The 21,946-nt window shown below is 63.2% G+C and carries 21 protein-coding genes and 1 other RNA gene; 16 read left to right on the top strand and 6 right to left on the bottom strand.

The features are described 5' to 3' along the window. Nucleotides 1-6 precede the first annotated feature (6 nt). The 5 genes from ACIGJB_RS11860 to ompA form a co-directional block, all read right to left on the bottom strand. Nucleotides 7-408, bottom strand: coding sequence for a hypothetical protein (locus tag ACIGJB_RS11860; RefSeq protein ID WP_483729999.1), 402 nt, complete (start codon nt 406-408; stop codon nt 7-9). 127 nt (nt 409-535) lie between these two features. Next, nucleotides 536-895: a transfer-messenger RNA gene (gene ssrA / locus ACIGJB_RS11855) on the bottom strand. A gap of 69 nt (nt 896-964) precedes the next feature. Next, nucleotides 965-1,627 (bottom strand): phosphoglycolate phosphatase, encoded by a 663-nt coding sequence (gene gph / locus ACIGJB_RS11850; RefSeq protein WP_483729998.1) that lies wholly within the window; start codon nt 1,625-1,627, stop codon nt 965-967. Continuing rightward, a complete protein-coding gene (gene ubiG, locus ACIGJB_RS11845) occupies nt 1,627-2,376 on the bottom strand; it encodes a bifunctional 2-polyprenyl-6-hydroxyphenol methylase/3-demethylubiquinol 3-O-methyltransferase UbiG (RefSeq protein ID WP_483729997.1) in 750 nt (249 codons plus the stop codon). The genes gph and ubiG overlap by 1 nt, the downstream gene beginning before the upstream one ends. A 120-nt stretch (nt 2,377-2,496) precedes the next feature. After that, complete coding sequence (gene ompA / locus ACIGJB_RS11840; RefSeq protein WP_483729996.1) at nt 2,497-3,153, bottom strand: outer membrane protein OmpA; 657 nt, start codon at nt 3,151-3,153, stop codon at nt 2,497-2,499. A gap of 437 nt (nt 3,154-3,590) precedes the next feature. Here ompA and gyrA point away from each other — a divergent pair, with 437 nt between their 5' ends. From gyrA to aroA, 7 genes are all read left to right on the top strand, one after another. Continuing rightward, nucleotides 3,591-6,260, top strand: a complete 2,670-nt coding sequence (gene gyrA, locus ACIGJB_RS11835) for a DNA gyrase subunit A (RefSeq protein WP_483729995.1) — start codon at nt 3,591-3,593, stop codon at nt 6,258-6,260. Nucleotides 6,261-6,342: 82 nt separating this feature from the next. Next, the gene (locus ACIGJB_RS11830; protein ID WP_483729994.1) at nt 6,343-6,906 is read left to right on the top strand and encodes a DUF2059 domain-containing protein; all 564 of its coding nucleotides are present in this window, start codon (nt 6,343-6,345) and stop codon (nt 6,904-6,906) included. Nucleotides 6,907-7,022: 116 nt separating this feature from the next. After that, nucleotides 7,023-8,174 carry a 3-phosphoserine/phosphohydroxythreonine transaminase gene (serC, locus tag ACIGJB_RS11825; protein WP_483729993.1) on the top strand — a complete coding sequence of 384 codons (1,152 nt, stop codon included), beginning with the start codon at nt 7,023-7,025 and terminating at the stop codon, nt 8,172-8,174. 93 nt (nt 8,175-8,267) lie between these two features. Then, nucleotides 8,268-9,416, top strand: a complete 1,149-nt coding sequence (pheA, locus tag ACIGJB_RS11820) for a prephenate dehydratase (RefSeq protein WP_483729992.1) — start codon at nt 8,268-8,270, stop codon at nt 9,414-9,416. A gap of 18 nt (nt 9,417-9,434) precedes the next feature. After that, the gene (gene hisC, locus ACIGJB_RS11815) at nt 9,435-10,565 is read left to right on the top strand and encodes a histidinol-phosphate transaminase (RefSeq protein ID WP_483729991.1); all 1,131 of its coding nucleotides are present in this window, start codon (nt 9,435-9,437) and stop codon (nt 10,563-10,565) included. 75 nt (nt 10,566-10,640) lie between these two features. Next, nucleotides 10,641-11,537, top strand: a complete 897-nt coding sequence (locus ACIGJB_RS11810; RefSeq protein ID WP_483729990.1) for a prephenate dehydrogenase — start codon at nt 10,641-10,643, stop codon at nt 11,535-11,537. A 38-nt stretch (nt 11,538-11,575) separates the two neighbouring features. Beyond that, on the top strand, nt 11,576-12,880 hold the full coding sequence (aroA, locus tag ACIGJB_RS11805) for a 3-phosphoshikimate 1-carboxyvinyltransferase (RefSeq protein WP_483729989.1): 1,305 nt from the start codon (nt 11,576-11,578) through the stop codon (nt 12,878-12,880). Here aroA and ACIGJB_RS11800 read toward each other — a convergent pair. Continuing rightward, nucleotides 12,870-13,082 carry a DUF2061 domain-containing protein gene (locus tag ACIGJB_RS11800; protein WP_483729988.1) on the bottom strand — a complete coding sequence of 71 codons (213 nt, stop codon included), beginning with the start codon at nt 13,080-13,082 and terminating at the stop codon, nt 12,870-12,872. The genes aroA and ACIGJB_RS11800 overlap by 11 nt on opposite strands. A 130-nt stretch (nt 13,083-13,212) precedes the next feature. Between ACIGJB_RS11800 and cmk the strand changes: the two genes are divergently transcribed. The 9 genes from cmk (at nt 13,213) to ACIGJB_RS11755 (ending at nt 21,870) form a co-directional block, all read left to right on the top strand. Further along, nucleotides 13,213-13,878: a (d)CMP kinase gene (cmk, locus tag ACIGJB_RS11795; protein ID WP_483729987.1), complete on the top strand. Its 666-nt coding sequence runs from the start codon at nt 13,213-13,215 to the stop codon at nt 13,876-13,878. A gap of 158 nt (nt 13,879-14,036) precedes the next feature. Further along, nucleotides 14,037-15,731, top strand: coding sequence for a 30S ribosomal protein S1 (gene rpsA, locus ACIGJB_RS11790; protein WP_483710733.1), 1,695 nt, complete (start codon nt 14,037-14,039; stop codon nt 15,729-15,731). Between the two features lie 30 nt (nt 15,732-15,761). Then, nucleotides 15,762-16,175 (top strand): integration host factor subunit beta, encoded by a 414-nt coding sequence (locus tag ACIGJB_RS11785; RefSeq protein WP_483729986.1) that lies wholly within the window; start codon nt 15,762-15,764, stop codon nt 16,173-16,175. 193 nt (nt 16,176-16,368) lie between these two features. Further along, nucleotides 16,369-16,689 (top strand): lipopolysaccharide assembly protein LapA domain-containing protein, encoded by a 321-nt coding sequence (locus ACIGJB_RS11780; protein ID WP_483729985.1) that lies wholly within the window; start codon nt 16,369-16,371, stop codon nt 16,687-16,689. A 3-nt stretch (nt 16,690-16,692) separates the two neighbouring features. Then, complete coding sequence (gene lapB / locus ACIGJB_RS11775) at nt 16,693-17,919, top strand: lipopolysaccharide assembly protein LapB (RefSeq protein ID WP_483729984.1); 1,227 nt, start codon at nt 16,693-16,695, stop codon at nt 17,917-17,919. A gap of 36 nt (nt 17,920-17,955) precedes the next feature. Further along, a complete protein-coding gene (locus tag ACIGJB_RS11770; protein WP_483729983.1) occupies nt 17,956-19,329 on the top strand; it encodes a UDP-glucose dehydrogenase family protein in 1,374 nt (457 codons plus the stop codon). 57 nt (nt 19,330-19,386) lie between these two features. Continuing rightward, nucleotides 19,387-20,328, top strand: coding sequence for a D-glycero-beta-D-manno-heptose-7-phosphate kinase (gene rfaE1 / locus ACIGJB_RS11765; protein WP_483729982.1), 942 nt, complete (start codon nt 19,387-19,389; stop codon nt 20,326-20,328). A gap of 46 nt (nt 20,329-20,374) precedes the next feature. Further along, nucleotides 20,375-21,370: an ADP-glyceromanno-heptose 6-epimerase gene (gene rfaD / locus ACIGJB_RS11760; protein ID WP_483729981.1), complete on the top strand. Its 996-nt coding sequence runs from the start codon at nt 20,375-20,377 to the stop codon at nt 21,368-21,370. Nucleotides 21,371-21,534: 164 nt separating this feature from the next. Next, nucleotides 21,535-21,870 carry a ComEA family DNA-binding protein gene (locus ACIGJB_RS11755; protein WP_483729980.1) on the top strand — a complete coding sequence of 112 codons (336 nt, stop codon included), beginning with the start codon at nt 21,535-21,537 and terminating at the stop codon, nt 21,868-21,870. Nucleotides 21,871-21,946: the final 76 nt, after the last annotated feature.

Genomic DNA, 21,946 nt, shown 5'->3' with positions numbered 1-21,946 from the left:
GCTGCGTCAGTGCAGCAGTTCCTCGCCGTCTTCGTCGTCGTACTGGTCGTCGTGCATCAGCGGGGTATCCGCGACCATGTCGAATACCGTTGAGTGGTAGTGAAGGCTGAACCAGTCGCGGAACATGGCCAGCGACAATTTTTCTGGCCACAGCGACTCGTCAAACCACTCGGCGAGCATGAATTCGAAGAAATTGCGCCAGCGTTTTTCCACCCAGTGCCGGGCACTGTCGGTGGTGTCCGCGAGTTCCTCCGGCAGCAGGAAAACGCTCTGGTCTTCCCGCACGTGTTCGAGCGTCAGGTTGGGCACGGGCTCCGGGTCGACAGCCCGGATCCAGTCCAGGAACGGCTGCTCCGGAACGATCGCGACCAGCGCGCGGTTGATGGTGAAGCGGGGATAGTCGGACATGGCAACGCTACAGGGCAGACTGCAGGACGGTATTGTAGACGCCAATGCGGCGTGGGCGGACAGCTTGTCTTCTCGCCATCCGGCCAAGAAAAAACCCAGCCTGGCACAGGCTGGGTTTCGGAAATACTGGTGGAGCCGGCGGGAATCGAACCCGCGTCCGCAAGCCCTCCACAGAGAGTTCTACATACTTAGTTCTGTCATTTGATTTAACCGTACCATCGCGGACGAACACGCTCTGTTACGGCGAGTCACTTGGTTTTCGTCCCCGCAGTCGTGACACCGACGGGGCTTATCTGACGTAAATGACCTCGCTGGTTCTTGCGAACCCTAGCCCGTCAGCGAGCCAGTGCGAGGACGGCGGCCCTTAGGCTGCCAGTGCGTAACGTTCGTCGTTAGCAGTTATTGCATTCCCATTGATTAACGAGGTGACGGGTCCTCGGTATGCCCTCCACTGCTTCGCAACCCACGTCGAAACCAGGTCGGCCCCAGTGATAAGAAAACGGATTGTACCCGGTTTGGACGGATGCTGCCGCGCCGGGTTCCGTTTTTGCTGCGATCAGGCCGGCATGAGCAGCGGAATCAACTCGGCGGGATGCCGCACCAGGTAGTCGGCGCCCCAGCTTTCCGGCGGTTCGCCTTCGCCACAGTACCCATACGCGGCGGTGATGGTGACCATGCCGGCTGCCTTGCCGGCCTGGATATCGCGCAAGTCGTCGCCCACATAGACGCATCGCTGCGGTGCCACGCCGCTCACTTCGGCGGCGTGCAACAGTGGCGCGGGATGAGGCTTCGCGTAGGGCGTCGTGTCGCCGCTGACCACGGCAGAGGCCCTCGGCGCGAGCCCGATGGCGGCCACGAGGGGAACGGTGAATCTCGCGATCTTGTTGGTGACGATGCCCCAGCGGATGCCGGCGGCCTCCAGCGAGGCCAACACCTCGGCCATGCCGTCGAACAGACGTGTATGGACGGCAATGTCGGCTTCGTAATAATCGAGGAACAGGTCGCGCAGGGCAGGGAAGTCAGGGTCGTCGGGCTGCTTGCCGAACGCTGCACCGAGCAGTCCGCGGGCACCATGCGAGGCGACCGGCCGCAACTTCTCGTACGCGACAGGGGGACGTCCTTGCTCGACCACCAGGCGATTGGCCGCAGCGGCCAGGTCGGGGGCGGTATCGGCCAGCGTGCCATCCAGATCGAAAAATACGGCGTCAATCCCGGTCATTACGCGCTCACCCGGCAGAAGGCCATCATGTAGTTCACGTCCGTATCATGGCCCAGCGAATAAATCTCCGAGAGCGGGTTGTAAGTCATGCCGCGTACCTCGAGCAGATCCAGTCCGGCATTGCGCGCAAATCGAGCGAGTTCGGATGGCGTAATGAATTTTTCATAATCATGGGTGCCGCGCGGCAGCATCTGAAGGATGTATTCGGCGCCCACGATAGCCATCAGGTAGGCCTTCAGATTGCGATTGATCGTGGACACGAAGACATAACCGCCTGGACGCACCAGCGTTGTACACGCCTGGATGATGGAGGCCGGGTCCGGCACGTGTTCCAGCATCTCCATGCAAGTCACGACATCTACGCTGCCCGGTTCGCGGGCGGCGAGCGCTTCGGCGGCGATCTCCTCGTAGGTAATGGCAACGCCGGACTCCAGGCTATGCAGGTCTGCGACGCGCAGGGCTTTGCTTGACAGGTCAATGCCGCGGACCTGGGCGCCGAGCCGCGCCATGCTTTCCGAGAGGATGCCTCCGCCGCAGCCAATATCGACCACCTTCTTGCCGGCCAGTCCGGCGATCCCGTCGATCCAGTTCAGTCGCAGCGGGTTGAGGTCGTGCAGCGGCTTGAATTCGCTGTTGGGATCCCACCAGCGATGGGCCAGTTCGCTGAATTTGTCGATTTCCTTGGGGTCGGCATTCCGGCCGGCGGTATTGCCGGCGGAGGGCGGCAGGATGTGCGTAGGCGACGTCATGGTATGCGGTGCTGGCCCGGCGCCATGTGCGCGAGCCGGCAGATAGGAGGGAGTCTGGCCAACTGTACCAAAAAAAAAGCCCAGCTTGCGCTGGGCTTTTCTGTATCGGAAAAGATCCGATTAACGTGCGCTGCGGGTGCCGACCACTTCGACTTCCACGCGACGGTTCGGCTGCTGGCAGGCGATCTGGGCCTTGCGAGCGCCCTTGCACGACTTCGGATCGACCTTCAGCTGGCGCTTGCCCTTGCCTTCGGTGTACACGCGGTTGGCTTCAACGCCCTTGCTCACCAGGTAAGCCTTGACCGATTCAGCACGACGGATCGACAGGCGATCGTTGTACTTGTCCGAACCGAACGAGTCGGTGTGGCCAACGGCGATGATGACTTCCAGGGTAATGCCTTGCAGCTTCGAGACCAGGTCGTCCAGCTTGGCCTTGCCTTCCGGCTTCAGGACAGCCTTGTCGAAGTCGAACAGGGTGTCAGCAGCGAAAGTGACCTTCTCGCTGGAAACAACCGGAGGAGCAACCGGTGCCGGTGCCGGTGCCGGTGCTGCGGCCGGGGCCAGGGCGCCGTCGCACAGGGCATTGGCGGTAGCCGGGGTCCAGGAGCTGTCGCGCCAGCAGAGCTCGTTCGTGCCATTCTTCCACACGTACTCGCTCGTACCGTTGCCCCAGTTGTCATTCACGGCCTTCTTTTCATAGGGGACGGACTGGGCTTGAGCGGATGCAGCCATTACTGCGGTAGCTGCAACGAGCGCGAGCTTGGCAAATTTTTTCATATTTCTCCTCTCAGGATGAGATCACCGCAGGGTTACTGCGAGCAAATGGACGAAAACAAGTCATACATTCTTCGGAGTATAACATTCTCGATGTGGTGTATGCTCCACTTCGAACAACGTCTGGCTCTTCGCTGGGGAATTGTGCCACAAGGGTCGTTTCCTAAGAAGTAAATATATTCGATTCCATCAACGGGTTTTGACCCCTGTGGTGTTTGTGCAACATGGCTCTTGAGCTACCCGCAAAGCCTTGTGGCATCAGGCTTTGCGGGTTTCGATCCAAGCCCGGTGGAGGGCTGAACAGGGGCGGGGGAGGGGGGCGGAGGCGGGTCCGCGCGCATGTTAGAATGGCACGTTGGCCTGCCGCCGGATGCCTCGCGCATAGGGGCGGAAAACATCGGCCTCCTTTCGCTTAAACCCGCCGCATAAACCACGCCGCAATGGATCCATTCGCAAAAGAAACCCTTCCGGTCTCCCTCGAAGAGGAAATGCGCCGCTCGTATCTGGATTACGCAATGAGCGTGATCGTGGGCCGGGCGCTTCCCGATGTACGAGATGGCTTGAAGCCGGTTCACAGGCGCGTGCTCTATGCGATGCATGAGCTCAACAACGACTGGAACCGGGCGTACAAGAAATCGGCCCGTATCGTCGGCGATGTGATTGGTAAGTACCATCCGCACGGCGACACGGCTGTATACGACACGATCGTCCGCATGGCGCAGAATTTCTCGCTGCGCTACATGCTGGTCGATGGCCAGGGGAATTTCGGCTCGGTGGATGGGGATAACGCGGCTGCCATGCGTTATACCGAAATCCGCCTCTCGAAAATCGCCCACGAGATGCTCCACGATATCGACAAGGAAACTGTCGATTTCGATCCTAACTATGACGGTTCGGAAAAAGAGCCGGCTATTCTCCCGGCTCGAATTCCGAATCTGCTTATCAATGGTTCGTCGGGTATTGCGGTCGGCATGGCCACCAATATCCCGCCACATAACCTGAATGAAATTGTCGACGGCTGTCTTCACCTGCTGCGTAATCCGCAGGCGACGATCGACGAACTGATTGAATTGATTCCCGCGCCCGATTTCCCGACCGCCGGCATTATCTACGGCATCCAGGGCGTGCGCGAGGGTTATCGCACCGGACGTGGCCGTGTCGTCATGCGTGCCCGCACGCACTTTGAGGATATCGACCGCGGCCAGCGCCAGGCCATCATCGTCGACGAACTGCCGTACCAGGTGAACAAGCGCACGCTGCTCGAGCGTATCGCCGAACTGGTCACCGACAAGAAGGTCGAGGGCATCTCGGACATCCGCGACGAGTCGGACAAGTCCGGCATGCGCGTGGTGATCGAACTCAAGCGCAATGAAGTGCCTGAGGTCGTCCTCAACAACCTATATAAGAACACCCAGCTCCAGGACACCTTCGGCATGAACATGGTGGCCCTGGTTGACCGCCAGCCGCGCCTGCTCAACCTGAAGCAGATGCTGGAGTACTTCCTGCAGCACCGCCGCGAAGTGGTGACCCGCCGCACGGTGTTCGAACTGCGCAAGGCGCGCGAGCGCGGCCATGTGCTGGAAGGCCTGGCCGTGGCGCTGGCCAATATCGACGAGTTCATCGCCATCATCAAGGCGGCGCCGACGCCGCCGATCGCGAAGCAGGAACTGATGACGAAGTCGTGGGACTCGGGCCTCGTTCGCGAGATGCTGTCGCGCGCCGAATCCGACACCCCGGGCGGTCGCGCATCCTATCGACCGGATGGCCTGCCGGCCGTGTTTGGCATGCAGTCCGACGGACTGTACCGGCTTTCGGACTCGCAGGCGCAGGAAATTCTGCAGATGCGCCTGCAACGCCTCACGGGCCTGGAGCAAGACAAAATCGTCCAGGAATATCGCGAAGTGATGGCGATCATCGCCGATCTGCTCGATATCCTGGCTCGTCCGGAACGCATCACCACCATCATCTCCGACGAGCTGACCGCTATCCGCGCGGAATTCGGTGACGATCGCCGTTCGCAAATCGAGCTGAACGCGACCGAGCTGGATACCGAGGACCTGATCACCCCGCAGGACATGGTGGTCACGCTGTCCCACAGTGGCTATATGAAGAGCCAGCCGATTTCCGAGTACCGCGCCCAGAAGCGCGGTGGTCGCGGCAAGCTGGCGACGGCCACCAAGGAAGACGACTGGATCGACACGTTATTCGTGGCCAATACTCACGACTATATCCTGTGCTTCTCGAACCGCGGCCGCCTGTACTGGCTGAAGGTCTACGAAGTGCCGCAAGGCTCGCGTAATTCGCGTGGTCGGCCGATCGTCAATATGTTCCCGCTGTCGGATGGTGAGAAGATCAACGTCATTCTGCCGGTGCGCCAGTTCGACGCCGAGCACTTCATCTTCATGGCGACTGCCCGCGGCACCGTCAAGAAGACGGCGCTGACGGAGTTCTCCAACCCGCGCAAGGCCGGCATCATTGCCGTCGACCTCGATGAGGGTGACTACCTAATCGGTGCCGCGGTCACGGATGGCCAGCACGACGTGATGCTATTCTCGGATGCCGGCAAGGCCGTGCGCTTCGACGAGAACGATGTGCGTCCGATGGGTCGCCAGGCCCGTGGCGTGCGAGGCATGAATCTTGACGAAAGCCAGACGGTCATCGCCATGCTGGTGGCGCCGGCCGAAACGGCCGAGGGCGTCGATATGGCCGAACTGGCCGAGGCCAACGCGCCGGGCAGCGTGCTGACCGCCACGGAGAACGGCTACGGCAAGCGTACCCCGATCACTGAGTACACTCGACACGGGCGCGGCACCAAGGGCATGATTGCGATCCAGACGAGCGAGCGCAATGGCCGTGTGGTGGCTGCTGCACTGGTTTCGCCGGAAGACGAGATCATGCTGATCACCACCGGCGGGGTGTTGATCCGCACGCGCGTGGCGGAAATCCGCGAGATGGGCCGTGCCACGCAGGGCGTTACGCTGATCAACGTGGACGAAGGCACCAAATTGTCGGGACTTCAGCGCATCGTGGAAAGCGATGCCGATACCGGCGCCGGCTCGGAAGAGGCGGAAGAAGCCGATGGCCCCACGGACGCCGACGCCAATTCGTAAGTTGTTGCAACAATAGGACACCGGCCGGAACTCGCCAGATGGCGGGCCGGACTAAAACGGACATATTTTCCAGGGAGTCACAATGCTCAAAACCTACCGACGTATCGCTGTTCTGGCTGCTTTTGTTCCTACGTTCATGGTGGCGCAACATGCCCACGCCCAGGACGCGGACAAGACCGCAGCCATCAAGGAACTGCTTTCCGTCATGCAGGCTGACCAGGCTGTGAAGGGCCAGGCTGACAACTGGCAGCAAGGCGCCAAGCAGGAAGCTCCGCTGGTGCTGGAGCAGGTGCTGGTCGAGAACAAGACGCTGAGCGACAAGCAGAAGCAAGCCGCTGTCGAGAAGCTGAAGAAGAACGGTGCCGTACAGCGCATGGTCGACGGCGCCGGCACGGCGTTCAACACCGACGGCTTCCGCAAGGATGCGATCCAGGCGCACTATGACGCCTTCGGCAAGTACTACAGCACGCAGGAAATCAAGGACCTGACCACGTTCCTGAAGTCGCCGACCGGCCAGAAGTTCATGACGAACCAGGGCAAGGCGACCCAGGAGATCTGGGGTTCGATGATGCAGAAGTACGGTCCGCAAGTCGGCAAGTCGATGCGCGACGCCGCCGAAAAGGAAATCTCGGCTGCCGCGAAGTAATCGCCGGCCGGGCAGGGCGCTGGTCCCGCGCCCGCCCCGCATCGCCCTACGGGATGCGGGTTTGAGGGATAATGGCTGCTTGGGTTACACCGGCAGCCATTTTTCTTTTCCAGTCCATGAACGATCCACAAACTCCCGCTCTCGCTGGCTTGCAGCGCGCCTTGGCCGAACGTGTCTTCAACTTCTCGCCGGGCCCGGCAGCCCTGCCTGCCGAAGTGCTGCAACAGGCCGCCGAGGAAATGCTGTCATGGCATGGGACGGGCGTGTCGGTCATGGAAATGAGCCATCGCAGCAAGGAGTTCGAGGGCATTCTGGCCGAGGCCCTGGCGGATCTGCGCGAACTTCTGCACATTCCCAAGAACTTCCGCATCCTGTTCCTGCAAGGCGGCGCGATCGGCGAGAACGCGATCGTGCCGCTGAACCTGATGCGCCTGCGCAATGCGGAGCAACCCAAGGCGGATTTCGTGCTGACCGGCGCGTGGTCGGTCAAGACCGAGCAAGAGACCCGGCGCTATGGCGAAGTCAATATCGCCGCATCGAGCGCGGACCGAAAGTTCACCAATATCCCCGCAGTAGCCGACTGGAAGCTGTCGGACGACGCGGCCTACGTGCACCTCTGCACCAATGAAACCATCGGTGGCGTGGAGTTCCACGACATTCCGGATATCGGGCAGGGCAAGGGCCGCGTCGTGGTCGCGGACGCGTCGAGCCATATCCTCTCGCGTCCGGTGGACTGGTCGCGCGTGCAGGTCATGTATGGCGGCGCGCAGAAGAACATCGGCCCCGCGGGCGTGACGATCGTGATCGTGCGTGAGGATCTGCTGGGCCACGCTCACCCGTTGTGCCCGTCGGCGTTCAACTGGCGCGTGGTGGCGGAGCATGACTCCATGTACAACACGCCGCCGACTTATGCGATCTACATTGCGGGCCTGGTGTTCAAGTGGCTGAAGCGCCAGGGCGGCGTGCCGGCGATCGAACAGCGTAATATCGCCAAGGCCAAGGCGCTGTATGACTTCCTCGACCAGAGCGATTTCTATCGCAACGACATCGATCCTCACTGCCGTTCGCGCATGAACGTGCCGTTCCTCCTCGCTGACGAGACCCGCAACGAGGCGTTCCTGCAGCAGGCCCGCGCCAACGGCCTGCTGCAGCTCAAGGGCCACAAGTCCGTGGGCGGCATGCGCGCCAGCATTTATAACGCCATGCCGATCGAAGGCGTCTATGCCCTGATCGATTTCATGCGCGAGTTCGAACGCGCCGCTGCCTGACGGCGCCGCGTCGGCCGGCCGCGTGCCATCGGTGCGCGGCGTTGTTTCATTCTCAGGCCCTCCTGCGCGGAGCGGCCCAACGGGTTTCTGCAAATGACAAGCGAAGACAAAAACACCGCGCGCGAAGAGACGCCGCAGAGCGGTGCTTCCCCGAGCGAGGCGGAGCGCGCGCTCGGTGCTGAACTGGCCCCCCTGCGCGAGCAGATCGACACCGTGGACCGCGAACTGCTGGCCATGCTGAACCGGCGCGCGCAGCTGGCGCTGGACGTCGGCGAAGTGAAAAAAAAGTACGGCGCGCCGGTGTTCCGCCCGGAGCGCGAACTGCAGGTCGTGCGCAAGGTGCAGGCCGCCAATCCCGGGCCGCTGCTGGGCGAGAGTGTCGCGTCGATCTGGCGCGAGGTGATGTCGGCTTGCCGCGGGCTGGAAAAGCCGCTGGAAATTGCCTTCCTGGGCCCGGCCGGTACGTTCTCCGAGCAAGCGCTCTATGCCCACTTCGGCCATGAAGTGTCTGGCGTGCCGTGTCCGAGCATCGACGAGGTATTCCGCGCGGTGGAGGCGGGGACCGTCGAGTACGGCGTGGTTCCGGTCGAGAACTCCACCGAAGGCGCGGTGTCGCGCACGCTGGACCTGTTCCTGCAGACTTCGCTGAAGATCAGCGGCGAGATCGCGCTGAAGGTGCACCACAACCTGATGGCGTCTTCGCCCGACATGAAGGGCGTCAAGGTCGTGCGCGCGCATGCGCAGGCGCTGGCGCAGTGCCAGCACTGGCTGACCGCGAACTATCCGCATCTGGAACGCCAGGCCGTCTCGAGCAATGCCGAGGCCGCGCGCATGGCGAGCGAAGATCCGACGGTCGCGGCCATTGCCGGTGAAACGGCGGCCAACCGCTATCACCTCCATGTCATCCGCCCCCATATCCAGGACGATCCGCATAACCGCACCCGCTTTGCAGTGATCGGCCGCTACGAGACCGAGCCGTCGGGCAGCGACCAGACCTCGATGATCCTGTCGGTGCCCAACAAGGCCGGCGCGGTCTACCAGCTGCTTGCGCCGCTGGCGGAGAACGGCGTGTCGATGTGCCGTTTCGAGTCGCGTCCGGCGCGCAGTGGCGCCTGGGAGTACTACTTCTACGTCGATGTCGAAGGTCACCAGCATGAACCGGCGGTCGCACGCGCGATCGAGACGCTGCGGCGCAATGCCGCCTACCTGAAAGTGCTGGGGTCGTACCCGTCCAGCAAGTAAGCGCGGCAAGGAGACAAGATGGCAGAGCAAGGCAATCAAGGCAGCAAGTTGCCGTTTGGCCCGGATTACGTCAGGGCAATCTCGCCCTACGTGGCGGGCAAGCCGATTTCCGAGGTGGCGCGCGAGTTCGGGCTGAACGAGGCCAGCATCGTCAAGCTGGCCTCGAACGAGAATCCGCTAGGCATGCCGGAATCCGCAAGGCACGCGGTGGCCGCGGCGGTGGCCGAGCTTGGGCGCTATCCCGACTCGAACGGCTTCGAGCTTAAGGCAGCGCTTTCCGCGAAGCTCGGCGTGCCGCAGGACTGGATCACGCTGGGCAATGGCAGCAACGACATCCTTGAGCTGGCCGCGCACGCGCTGGTCACGCCGGGACAGTCGGTGGTGTATGCCGAGTACTCGTTTGCAGTCTATGCGCTGGCGACCCAGGAAATCGGCGCGCGTGCGATCGTGGTGAAGGCGCTCGACTATGGCCATGATCTCGATGCCATGGCAGCGGCAATCACTGCCGATACCCGCCTTGTGTTCGTCGCCAACCCGAACAATCCGACCGGAACGTTCGCGCCTGCAGCGGCACTGGAAGCATTCCTGGCCAAGGTGCCGGCCCATGTGGCAGTGGTGCTGGACGAGGCGTACAACGAATACCTCGACGATGACCAGCAATATGACTCGGTGGCGTGGGTGCGCCGCTATCCAAACCTGCTGGTGTCACGCACGTTCTCGAAGGCATACGGACTGGCCGGCCTGCGCATCGGTTATGCGGTAGCGCAGCCCGAGCTGACGGATCTGCTGAACCGCATCCGCCAGCCGTTCAACGTCAACAGCGTGGCGCAGGCCGCGGCGGTTGCGGCGCTGGGCGACACCGCATTCCTGCAGCGCAGCGCCGAGCTGAACCGTGCCGGCAAGGCCCAGCTTGTCGACGCTTTTGCGCGCCTGGGGCTTGAGTTTGTCGCTTCATCCGGCAACTTCGTGCTGGTACGCGTGGGCGATGACGATGACGCCGGCGCGCGTGTCAATCTGGCATTGCTCAGGCAGGGCGTGATTGTCCGTCCCGTGGGCAACTACGGTTTGCCGCGCTGGCTGCGTGTCACGATCGGCTTGCCTGATGAGAACGCTGCATTGATCGCGGCGCTGGAGCGCGCGCTGAAGTAAGCTGCGCGACGACATGCATCCCTGTTTTCGCTATTTTCAAATTCGCTGTATTGCCCGCCCCCGAGGGCTGAGATTGTGAGCGCTCTGCATTTTTCCCGTGTTGTGATTGTTGGTGTCGGCCTGATTGGCGGTTCGCTCGCGCTTGCGCTCAAGCGCGCCGGTGTGGTCGGCACGGTAGTGGGCGTGGGTCGTTCGCCAGCCTCGCTGCAGAAGGCGCTGGACCTCGGTGTCATCGACGAAGCTGCATCGCTGGAAGACGCAGCACGCGATGCCAGCCTGATCGTGCTGTGCGCGCCGGTGGCGCAGAATTTTGCGCTGCTGCACGCGCTGGAGCCGCACCTGCAGCCGGGCACCATCGTGACCGATGCGGGCAGCACCAAGTCCGATGTGATCATGGCGGCCAAGACGGCGCTTGGCGACAAGGCGGCACAGTTTGTCCCGGCGCATCCGATTGCGGGTCGCGAGCTCAATGGTGTGGAAGCCGCGCTCGCCGACCTCTATGTCGGCAAGAAAACCGTGGTATGCCCGCTGCAGGAAAACGCGAGAGCCGATGTCGCTGCGGTGCGAGCGATGTGGGAAAGCGCCGGTGCCGAGTGCCACATCATGTCGGCGGTGCAGCACGACGCAGTCTTTGCCGCCGTCAGCCATTTGCCACACGTGCTGTCGTACGCGCTGGTCGCGCAGGTAGGCAATGCCGAGGACGCTGCGCTCAAGCTCGCGTTCGCCGGTGGCGGCTTCCGCGACTTCACGCGCATTGCCGCGTCGTCACCGGAAATGTGGCGCGATATCTGCGTGGCCAATCGCGAGGCACTGCTGCGCGAGCTGAATACCTACCAGTCGGTGCTGACGCATCTGAGGTCGCAGATCGAGAAGGGCGACGGCGCGGCGCTGGAGCGCATTTTTGCGCGCGCTAGCAAGACTCGCCTGCAATGGGGCGCGGACCGCGAGGCCGCGGCCAACACTGAACCCTGAATCGGCGCAGCCGTGATGCGCGCCCTAGTGTGAAGACCATGGAACACCTGACGATTGGCCCTCTTACCCGCGCCGCGGGCACCGTCCGTCTGCCGGGCTCGAAGAGCATTTCCAACCGGGTGCTGCTGCTGGCAGCGCTGGCAAGCGGCGAGACACGCGTGCGCGACCTGCTCGACTCGGACGACACCCGCGTCATGCTTCAGGCGCTGAAGACGCTCGGCGTCGCGTGGCGCCAGGAAGGCAACGACTATATCGTCACCGGCTCGGGCGGCAATTTTCCCGTCAAGGCGGCGGAGCTGTTCATGGGCAATGCCGGCACCGCGATTCGTCCGCTGACCGCTGCGCTCGCGCTGCAGGGTGGCGACTACAAGCTGTCGGGCGTACCGCGCATGCACGAGCGGCCTATCGGTGATCTCGTCGACGGCCTGCGCCAGGTTGGCGCGGACATCGGCTACCTCGGCAATGACGGCTTTCCTCCCTTGCATATCCGCGCCGCGCAGATCCGCATCGATGCGCCGATCCGCGTGCGCGGCGATGTGTCGAGCCAGTTCCTGACCGCCTTGCTGATGACCTTGCCCATGGCCCAGGCAGCCAGTGGCAGGATCGAGATCGAAGTGGTCGGCGAACTGATCTCCAAGCCGTATATCGAGATCACGCTGAACCTGCTCTCGCGTTTTGGCATCGAGGTGGAGCGGCAAGGCTGGGAGCGCTTCATCGTTCCCGCCGGTGCGGTGTACCGGTCGCCGGGAGAGATCTTTGTCGAGGGCGATGCGTCCTCCGCGTCCTATTTTCTTGCGGCCGGCGCAATTGGCGGCGGCCCCGTGCGGGTGGAGGGCGTGGGCATGGCGAGCATCCAGGGCGATGTGCGCTTTGCCGAGGCGCTGAACCGGATGGGCGCCAACGTCATGGCGGGCGATAACTGGATCGAGGTGCGCGGCACCGAACGCGACGACGGACGCCTGAACGGCATCGAGCTGGACTGCAACCATATTCCCGACGCCGCCATGACGCTGGCGGTGGCTGCGCTGTTTGCCGAAGGCACGACAACGCTCACCAATATCGCCAGCTGGCGGGTCAAGGAAACCGATCGCATCACGGCCATGGCGACGGAGTTGCGCAAGCTCGGTGCGCAGGTCGAGGAGGGCGCGGATTACCTGAAGGTGGTACCGCCCGCACAGTGGCAGACCCCGGCCGATGGCATTGGCACCTATGATGACCATCGCATGGCCATGTGTTTCTCGCTGGCCGCATTCGGCCCGCTGCCGGTCCGGATCAACGACCCGGGCTGCGTGGCCAAGACGTTCCCGGACTATTTCACGGTATTCGGCGGCATCACGCGCTAAGCGCCGTGGTGCCCGTTTGCGCCGGTTCGTGCCGGCGCTCCCGTCGTTCCCAGTAGCGGTCGAAGAAGTAGTGCGCCACAGTATTGATGGCAGGCTCGATAAAGGTAACCGCACCACTGACGGCCAGGCTGCCCGTCAGCGTGTAGGTCACGCTGAAGGCGATGCCGAGGTGCATGATGCCGAACGTCAGGGTCTTGGCCATGGTAGATTGCCTCGCGCATGAAGAGGGAATAACCGGAACGAGCGGGGCGCTGCGTCCTGGTAGGATGAATCAAATGATAACGATTCTCAATTGATTTTCAAATCGAAGTTTTCTGTCGGCATCATCAGCAATGACTATCGTTCACGTCATCACCATTGACGGTCCAACCGCCTCCGGCAAAGGCACTGTGGCGCACAAGGTGGCCGATGCGGTCGGTTACCACCTGCTCGACAGCGGCGCGTTGTACCGCCTGGTGGCGCTTGCCAGTGACCGCGAGGGCGTGGACATCGGTGATGTCGAGGCCCTTGCAAGAACCGCCTCCCGCCTCGATGTGAAGTTCGGCCCGGACCGTGTCTGGCTGTCCGGCGAGGAGGTAAGCCTGGCGATCCGTGCCGAGGCGATCGGGAACCGGGCCTCGGCCCTGGCTGTGCACCAGCCGGTACGCGACGCGCTGACCAAGCTGCAGCGCGATTTCCGCAAGCTGCCGGGGCTGGTTGCCGACGGGCGCGATATGGGCACGGTGATCTTCCCCGATGCCCAGCTCAAGGTATTCCTGACGGCAAGTGTTGAGGCGCGCGCTCGCAGGCGCTATAAACAATTGATTGATAAGGGAATTTCTGCTAATATCGAAGACCTTTTGCGTGACCTGGAGTCGCGCGACGCGCGGGATCGAAACCGTGCCGCCGCGCCGCTGCGTCCCGCCGAGGATGCGAACCTGCTCGATACCTCCGACATGACGGTGGATCAGGCAGTGGCGCAGGTGCTGGAGTGGTTCGCCGCTGTGCGCAAACACTGACTTTCGTCAGGCGTACCCAAGCGATGGACGCTACCTGCACCATGGTGCCGGCCCCCATGTGGGAGTGGCCGGCAGTGTTCAACTTGACCCCGCTGCACATGGCAGACTGAGCACGATCGTCGTGCCGGCCGGTGTACCGCGGATTGCTACTTACGTTTATGTCCGACCTGCAAACTAACGAATCCTTTGCCGCACTGTTCGAGGAATCGATCGCCCGCTCCAATATGAAGGCTGGCGAAGTGATCTCCGCTGAAGTCGTGCGCATCGACCACAACTTCGTGGTCGTCAACGCCGGCCTCAAGTCCGAGGCATTTGTGCCGGTGGAGGAGTTCCTGAACGACCAGGGCGAACTCGAAGTGCAGGCCGGCGACTACGTCTCCGTGGCCATCGATGCACTCGAGAACGGCTATGGCGACACCATCCTGTCCCGCGACAAGGCCAAGCGCCTGGCATCGTGGCTGAACCTCGAGAAGGCGCTGGAAGACGGCGAGATCATCTCGGGTACCGTGACCGGCAAGGTCAAGGGCGGCCTGACGGTCATGGTCAACGGCATCCGCGCGTTCCTGCCGGGCTCGCTGGTTGACGTGCGCCCGATCAAGGACACCACCCCGTACGAAGGCAAGACCCTGGAATTCAAGGTCATCAAGCTGGACCGCAAGCGCAACAACGTTGTGCTGTCGCGCCGTGCCGTGGTTGAAGCCACGCTGGGCGAAGAGCGCCAGAAGCTGATGGAAACCCTGAAGGAAGGCGCCATCGTCAACGGTATCGTCAAGAACATCACCGACTACGGCGCGTTCGTTGACCTGGGCGGCATCGACGGCCTGCTGCACATCACCGACCTGGCCTGGCGCCGTGTCCGCCACCCGAGCGAAGTGCTGTCGGTTGGCCAGGAAATCACCGCCAAGATCCTCAAGTTCGACCAGGAAAAGAACCGCGTTTCGCTGGGCGTGAAGCAGCTGGGCGAAGATCCGTGGGTGGGCATCTCGCGCCGCTACCCGCAAGGCACCCGCCTGTTCGGCAAGGTCACCAACCTGACCGACTACGGCGCGTTCGTCGAGATCGAAGCCGGCATCGAAGGCCTGGTGCACGTGTCCGAAATGGACTGGACCAACAAGAACGTGGCGCCGTCGAAGGTTGTCCAGCTGGGCGACGAAGTGGAAGTCATGGTCCTGGATATCGACGAAGACAAGCGTCGTATCAGCCTGGGCATGAAGCAGTGCAAGGCCAATCCGTGGGACGATTTCGCGCGCAACCAGAAGAAGGGTGACAAGCTGTCGGGCCAGATCAAGTCGATCACCGACTTCGGCGTGTTCATCGGCCTGCCTGGCGGCATCGACGGCCTGGTGCACCTGTCCGACCTGTCCTGGCAAGAAACCGGCGAAGAAGCCGTGCGTAAGTACAAGAAGGGCGACGAAGTGGAAGCCGTGGTTCTGGGCATCGACGTCGACAAGGAACGCATCTCGCTGGGCATCAAGCAGCTGTCGGGCGATCCGTTCAACAACTTCATCTCGGCCAACGACAAGGGCTCGCTGGTGACCGGCACCATCAAGGCTGTCGATCCGAAGGGCGCCGTGGTTCAGCTGGCTGACGACGTGGAAGGCTACCTGCGTGCATCGGAAATCTCCGCTGACCGCGTGGAAGACGCCCGCAACGTGCTGAAGGAAGGCGAGCAGATCACTGCCCTGGTTGTGAACGTCGACCGCAAGTCGCGCAACATCAACCTGTCGATCAAGGCCAAGGACAACGTCGAGCAGCAGGAAGCCATGCAGAAGTTCCAGGCCGACACCAGCACCGCTGGTACGACCAACCTGGGCGCACTGCTGAAGGCCAAGCTCGGCCAGGACAACCAGTAATCGCAGGCCCTGACGCCCGCGCGAACGCCAATGACCAAGTCGGAGCTCGTCGAAAAACTGGCTGCCCGTTTCCCGCAGTTGCTGCTGCGGGATGCGGACATCTCGGTAAAAACGATACTCGACGCGATGTCCGATGCGCTGGCCGATGGCCATCGCATCGAGATCCGCGGATTCGGCAGTTTTGGTCTGAACCGGCGTCCGCCGCGCGTTGGGCGCAATCCCAAGTCCGGCGAGCGAGTGCTGGTGCCCGAAAAACGGGTGCCGCACTTCAAGGCGGGCAAGGAGTTGCGCGAACGGGTGGACCGCAGCCTGACGCCGCCTTCGGGTGGCGCAAGCAACGGACACCTGACCGGTTCGCCGTCCGGCAAGGGGCCCCAGGGAACCACGCCGGCTGGTTCGACGGTGGTGCATGACGGAAGCGGGCTGAATCTGGCTCGTTCCTGACCGCCTCCGAAGGCCGGCACTGTGTTGTCGTGAAAGAAAAAAGCGCTCCACCCGGGGCGCTTTTTTTGTTCAAGGCATCCCCCGGTGGCGTGCCGTTTTCGATTGCGCGAAGTGATTCCGCTACAATGCCGGGGTCTGCCGCACGCAGGGATGCGCCTGTGCGCTCCCGCAACGCCACGCCTGCCACTACCGCATGAAACTCGTCGCCTGGATTATCCGCATCGTCCTGTTTGCGCTGCTGTTCGTGCTGGCGCTGCGCAATACCGCGGACGTTTCGCTGCAGCTTTTCTTTGACGCCGTCTGGCGCGCACCACTGATCCTGATCCTCTTCGTGGCCTTCGTCCTGGGTGCGGTTGCCGCCCTGGCCGCGATTGCACCAGGCCTGATGCGCCAGCGCATGGAGGTGGCGCGGTTGCGCCGCGCGCTCGGGGATGCCTGCCGCCAGCCGCCATCTGTCGATACCGAACGTGACGGCAAGAGCGCTCCTTACAACGTAGTTGGCCCGAAAGTCTGATCCATGATGTTTGAAACCTGGTGGCTGCTGGTGCTGCCACTTGTCTTTGGCCTGGGATGGATGGCGGCACGCCTCGATGTGCGCCAGCTCATCAGCGAGCAGGGTGCCTTGCCGCGCTCGTATTTCAAGGGCCTGAATTTCCTGCTCAACGAACAACCGGACCAGGCCATCGATGCCTTCATCGAAGTGGCCAGGCTCGATCCCGAGACGACCGAGCTCCACTTCGCGCTGGGCGCACTGTTCCGGCGTCGCGGCGAAACCGAGCGTGCCATTCGGGTCCACCAGAACCTGGCCACGCGTCCGGACCTGCCCGAACCCGAACGCGAGCATGCGCTGTATGAACTGGGGCAGGATTTCCTGCGCGCCGGGCTGCTCGACCGGGCCGAAGAATCATTGCGCCGGCTGATGTCCGGCCCGTATGCGGCCGCGGCCAAGCGCGTGCTGCTCGAGCTCTACGAAGTGGAGAAGGAGTGGCAGAAGGCCATCGACGCCGCGCGCGAGCTGCAGTCGCTCGAGAAGACCGACTATCGCTTGCAGATCGCCCAGTTCTGCTGCGAAATCGCGCAGGATGCGCTGCAACGCAAGCGCCCTGAAGACGCGATCAAGTGGCTGCACCAGGCCATCCAGGAAAATCCCGCCAATGTGCGCGCGCCGATCCTGCTGGGCGACGTGGCCGCCGCGGCCGGCGACGCCCGCGCCGCGCTGGGCCATTGGCTCGGCATCGAGCGGCAGGATGCCTCGTACCTACCGCTGGTGGCCGAGCGCGTGGTGAAAGCCTATGCCGGGCTCGGAGAACAAGGCGCCGCGCTCGACTGGCTGCGCGGTCTGCTCAAGGGCAGCCTTGCGCCGGAGTTGCTCGATGTTGCATTCAAGACCGAGCTGGAACAAAACGGGCCTGAAGCCGCGACGCGCCTCATGCGTGAGCAATTGCGCCGCCAGCCGACGCTGCTGGCGCTGACCAAGTATTTCGAAGCGCAAGCTGCCGATATGGCGCCAGCCACCGCGGTTGCCGACGCCGGCGATGCGCTGGTGGCTGCCGATGAATCCGCTGGCGACGAAAAGGCCAGGGAGACGGTGGCGATCCGTGATCTTCTGCAATTGCGTACGCGCAACCTTGCCCGCTACACCTGCCGCGAATGCGGCTTCCGCGCGCGTCTATTCTATTGGCAGTGCCCCGGTTGCAACCGCTGGGAGACCTATGCGCCCCGGCGCTCGGAAGCGCTGGGCTGACCCGGCCGCAGTGCGAAACCATTCCATGTACATGCTATGAAAGTCACCATTATTGGCAGTGGCTATGTTGGCCTTGTCACCGGCGCGTGCCTGGCCGAACTCGGCAACGATGTGTTCTGCCTCGACGTCGACGAAAAGAAGATCGCCATGCTCAACGCTGGCGGCGTGCCGATCTACGAGCCGGGCCTGCAGGAAATCATCCAGCGCAACCGCGCGGCGGGACGGCTGACGTTCTCGACCGACGTGGCCGCCAGCGTCGACCACGCGGATGTGCAGTTCATCGCCGTAGGCACGCCGCCTGATGAAGACGGCTCCGCCGATCTCAAGTATGTGCTGGCCGCGGCACGCAATATCGGCCGCCATATGACCGGGTTCAAGGTCGTGGTGGACAAGTCCACCGTGCCGGTGGGCACGGGCGACCGCGTTGCGGCAGTCATCCGGGAGGAACTCGCCGCGCGCGGCCTGGAGGATCTCCAGTATTCCGTGGTGTCGAACCCAGAGTTCCTCAAGGAAGGCGCTGCGGTGGAAGACTTCATGCGGCCGGACCGCATCGTGCTGGGCTGTGGCGCCGACGCCGCCGGCCGCCACGCCCAGGCCACCATGCGCCAGCTCTATGCGCCGTTCAACCGCAACCACGAACGCACCTTCTATATGGATGTGCGCTCGGCCGAGTTCACCAAGTACGCGGCCAATTCGATGCTGGCCACGCGGATCTCGTTTATGAACGAACTGGCCAACCTGGCCGACGAAGTGGGCGCCGATATCGAACTCGTGCGCATGGGCATCGGCTCTGACCCGCGCATCGGCTACAGTTTCCTGTATGCGGGTGCCGGCTATGGCGGTTCCTGTTTCCCCAAGGACGTGCAGGCACTGATGCGCACGGCGGCGGACCACGGCAAGCCGATGCGCGTGCTGGAGGCCGTCGAGGCCGTCAACGGCGCGCAGAAGCAGGTGCTGGGCGACAAGGTGGTGCGCCACTTCGGCGAGGACCTCAGCGGGCGCACGTTCGCGCTCTGGGGCTTGGCCTTCAAGCCCAATACCGACGACATGCGCGAAGCGCCGTCGCGCGTGCTCGCACGGGAACTGGTGTTGCGCGGCGCCACGCTGCGCACGCATGACCCGGTGTCGATGGACGAGGCCCGGCGCGCTCTGAAGGCGGATCTCGCGGATATCCCGGGCGGTATCGACAAGATCAGCTTCCATACCGGCCAGATGGAGACGCTCGATGGTGCCGACGCGCTGGTGATCGTGACGGAGTGGAAGGTGTTCCGCAGCCCGGATTTCGAGCAGATCAAGCGGCGCCTGAAGACGCCGGTGATCTTCGATGGCCGCAACCTGTACGAGCCGGAGGCCATGGCACAGGCCGGCATCGAGTACCACGCGATCGGGCGTTCGGCCGCGAAGCGCTGAACGTATCGGCAGGCAACCGTGTCCGAGTAGGATCGGTATGCCGGAGGAACCAAGGGTATGAATCAAATTTCGCAGGATCAGATCCGCCAGGCGCGCATCCTGGTGGTCGGCGACATGATGCTGGACCGCTACTGGTTCGGCGACGTCGAGCGTATTTCGCCGGAGGCGCCCGTCCCGGTCGTCCAGATCAAACGCAGCGATGAACGCCTGGGCGGCGCCGCAAACGTGGCCCGCAACTCGGCCGCGCTGGGTGCGCAGGTCGGCATGCTCGGCGTCGTGGGCGACGACGAGCCCGGCCGGACCATCGAATCGTTGCTGGCCGCCTGCAAGGTCCAGCCGTACCTGCACCGCGACGCCAGCGTCAACACGACGATCAAGCTGCGCGTGCTGGCCCACCAGCAGCAGCTGCTGCGCGTGGACTTCGAGAATCCGCCGGCACATGAAGTCCTGCTGTCCGTGCTGGACGGTTTCCAGGAGCTCGTGAAGCAGTACGAGGTGCTGCTCCTCTCGGACTATGGCAAGGGTGGCCTGACGCACGTCGGCCGCATGGTCGAGGCCGGCCGCGCGGCGGGCCGGATGGTCCTGGTCGATCCCAAGGGCGATGATTACTCTCGCTATCGCGGCGCCACGCTGATCACGCCCAACCGTGCGGAGATCCGCCGGGTCGTGGGGGCCTGGAAAAGCGAACAGGACCTCACCGCGCGCGCGCAGAACCTGCGTCGCGACCTGCAGCTCGAAGCGTTGCTGCTGACCCGTTCGGAAGAGGGCATGACCCTGTACACCGAGGCGGAAGTGCTGCATGTCTCGGCACAGGCGCGCGAAGTCTATGATGTATCTGGTGCCGGTGATACCGTGATCGCCACACTGGCGACCATGCTCGCCGCCGGCGTGCCGCTGAAGCAGGCGGTGCAGTTCGCCAATCGCGCGGGCGGCATTGTCGTCGGCAAGCTCGGTACGGCCGTCGTCAGCTATCCGGAGCTGTTCGGCTCGGCGAGCTGAACGCCAGGCTTGCGGCGCCCCTGTTGAACTCTCTGTCGGACCGATCATGACCATCATCGTCACCGGCGCTGCGGGATTCATCGGCAGCAACCTTGTCAAGGGACTGAACGCGCGTGGCGAGGACCAGATTGTCGCGGTCGACAATCTCCATCGCCCCGACAAGTTCCACAACCTGGTTGATTGCGAGATTCGCGACTACCTGGACAAGGACGACTTCCTGCCCCGCTTCGAGCGCGGCGAGTTCGGCAGGGTGCGCGCGGTGTTCCATCTGGGCGCCTGCACCGACACGTTGGAGCAGGACGGCCGCTACCTGATGGAGAACAACTACCGCTACAGCAAGCGGCTGATGGAATCCTGCCTGGCGCAGGATGCGCAGTTCCTCTATGCATCGTCGGCGGCGGTCTACGGCGAGTCGCCGACCTTTCGCGAAGTGCGTGACTGCGAGCGGCCCGTGAGCATCTACGGCTACTCCAAGTTCCTGTTCGACCAGGTCGTGCGCAAGCGGCTGGAAGGTGCGCTGTCGCAGGTGGTCGGCCTGCGCTATTTCAACGTGTATGGTGCCGGCGAGGCGCACAAGAACCGCATGGCCTCGATCGTCTGCCAGCAGTTCGAGCAGTTCCGTGCCGAGGGCACGGTCAAGCTGTTCGGCGAACATGCTGGCCATGGGCCGGGCTGCCAGAGCCATGATTTTGTCGCGGTCGAGGATGTGGTGAGGGTCAACCTGTTCTTTCTCGACCATCCGCGCCGCTCGGGCATCTTCAATGTCGGGACCGGACAGGCGCGTTCGTTCAACGACGTCGCCGCGGTCGTGGTCAACACGCTGCGCGCGGCAGAGGGCAAGCCACCGCTGGCGCCCGACGAACTGGTGCAGGAAGGCCTGCTGGAATACATCCGCTTCCCCGATGCGCTGCGCGGCCGGTACCAGAGCTTCACGCAGTCGGACCTGTCACGCCTGCGCGACACGGGCTATGCCACGCCCTTTGTCCCGATGGAAGAAGGTGTGGCGCGCTACTGCCAGTGGTTGCTCGAACGCTGCCATTGATTGTGCCCGGCGGGGCTATCGCAGAAGCGTTCCGAAACATCTCCGTGCAATCCACGTGAACTTTGGTTGCGGCGCGCGCCGGCGTACGCGGCCGGTCCTATCCTGAGCGCACCTTGCCAATCCCGGCGAGGCAACGCAAACGCAAACGGATAAGGAACTCACCCATGTTCAAGACATTGCTCAGGCGCGGCTGCCTGGCCGCAGCGCTCTGGATGTCGTTCACCGGAGCCGCGATGGCCGCGGTGGACGTCAATTCGGCGGACGCTTCAGCGCTGACCTCGGTGAAAGGCATCGGGCCCGCAACCGCCAAGAACATCATTGACGAGCGCACCAAGCACGGGCCCTACAAGAGCGCGGAGGATCTTGCCGAGCGCGTCAGCGGCGTCGGCACCAAGTCGGTGGCCCGCATGCAGGAAGCTGGCCTGACGATCGGCGCCAAGGCCGCTCCGGCAGCGGCGCCCGCTGGCGCGGCGGCTGCCTCTCGCCCCGCCAAGCGCTGATATCGCATGGCGCCGCCGGTGCAAGGGAGGGCACCGCGGCGCCATGGTCCTGCTGCTTCAAGTCCAATCCATCGGG

This window comes from Cupriavidus sp. C2SS-8b (assembly GCF_057073745.1).
The sequence above is the reverse complement of the archived record's forward strand: the minus strand, read 5'-3'. Positions and strand labels throughout refer to the sequence as shown.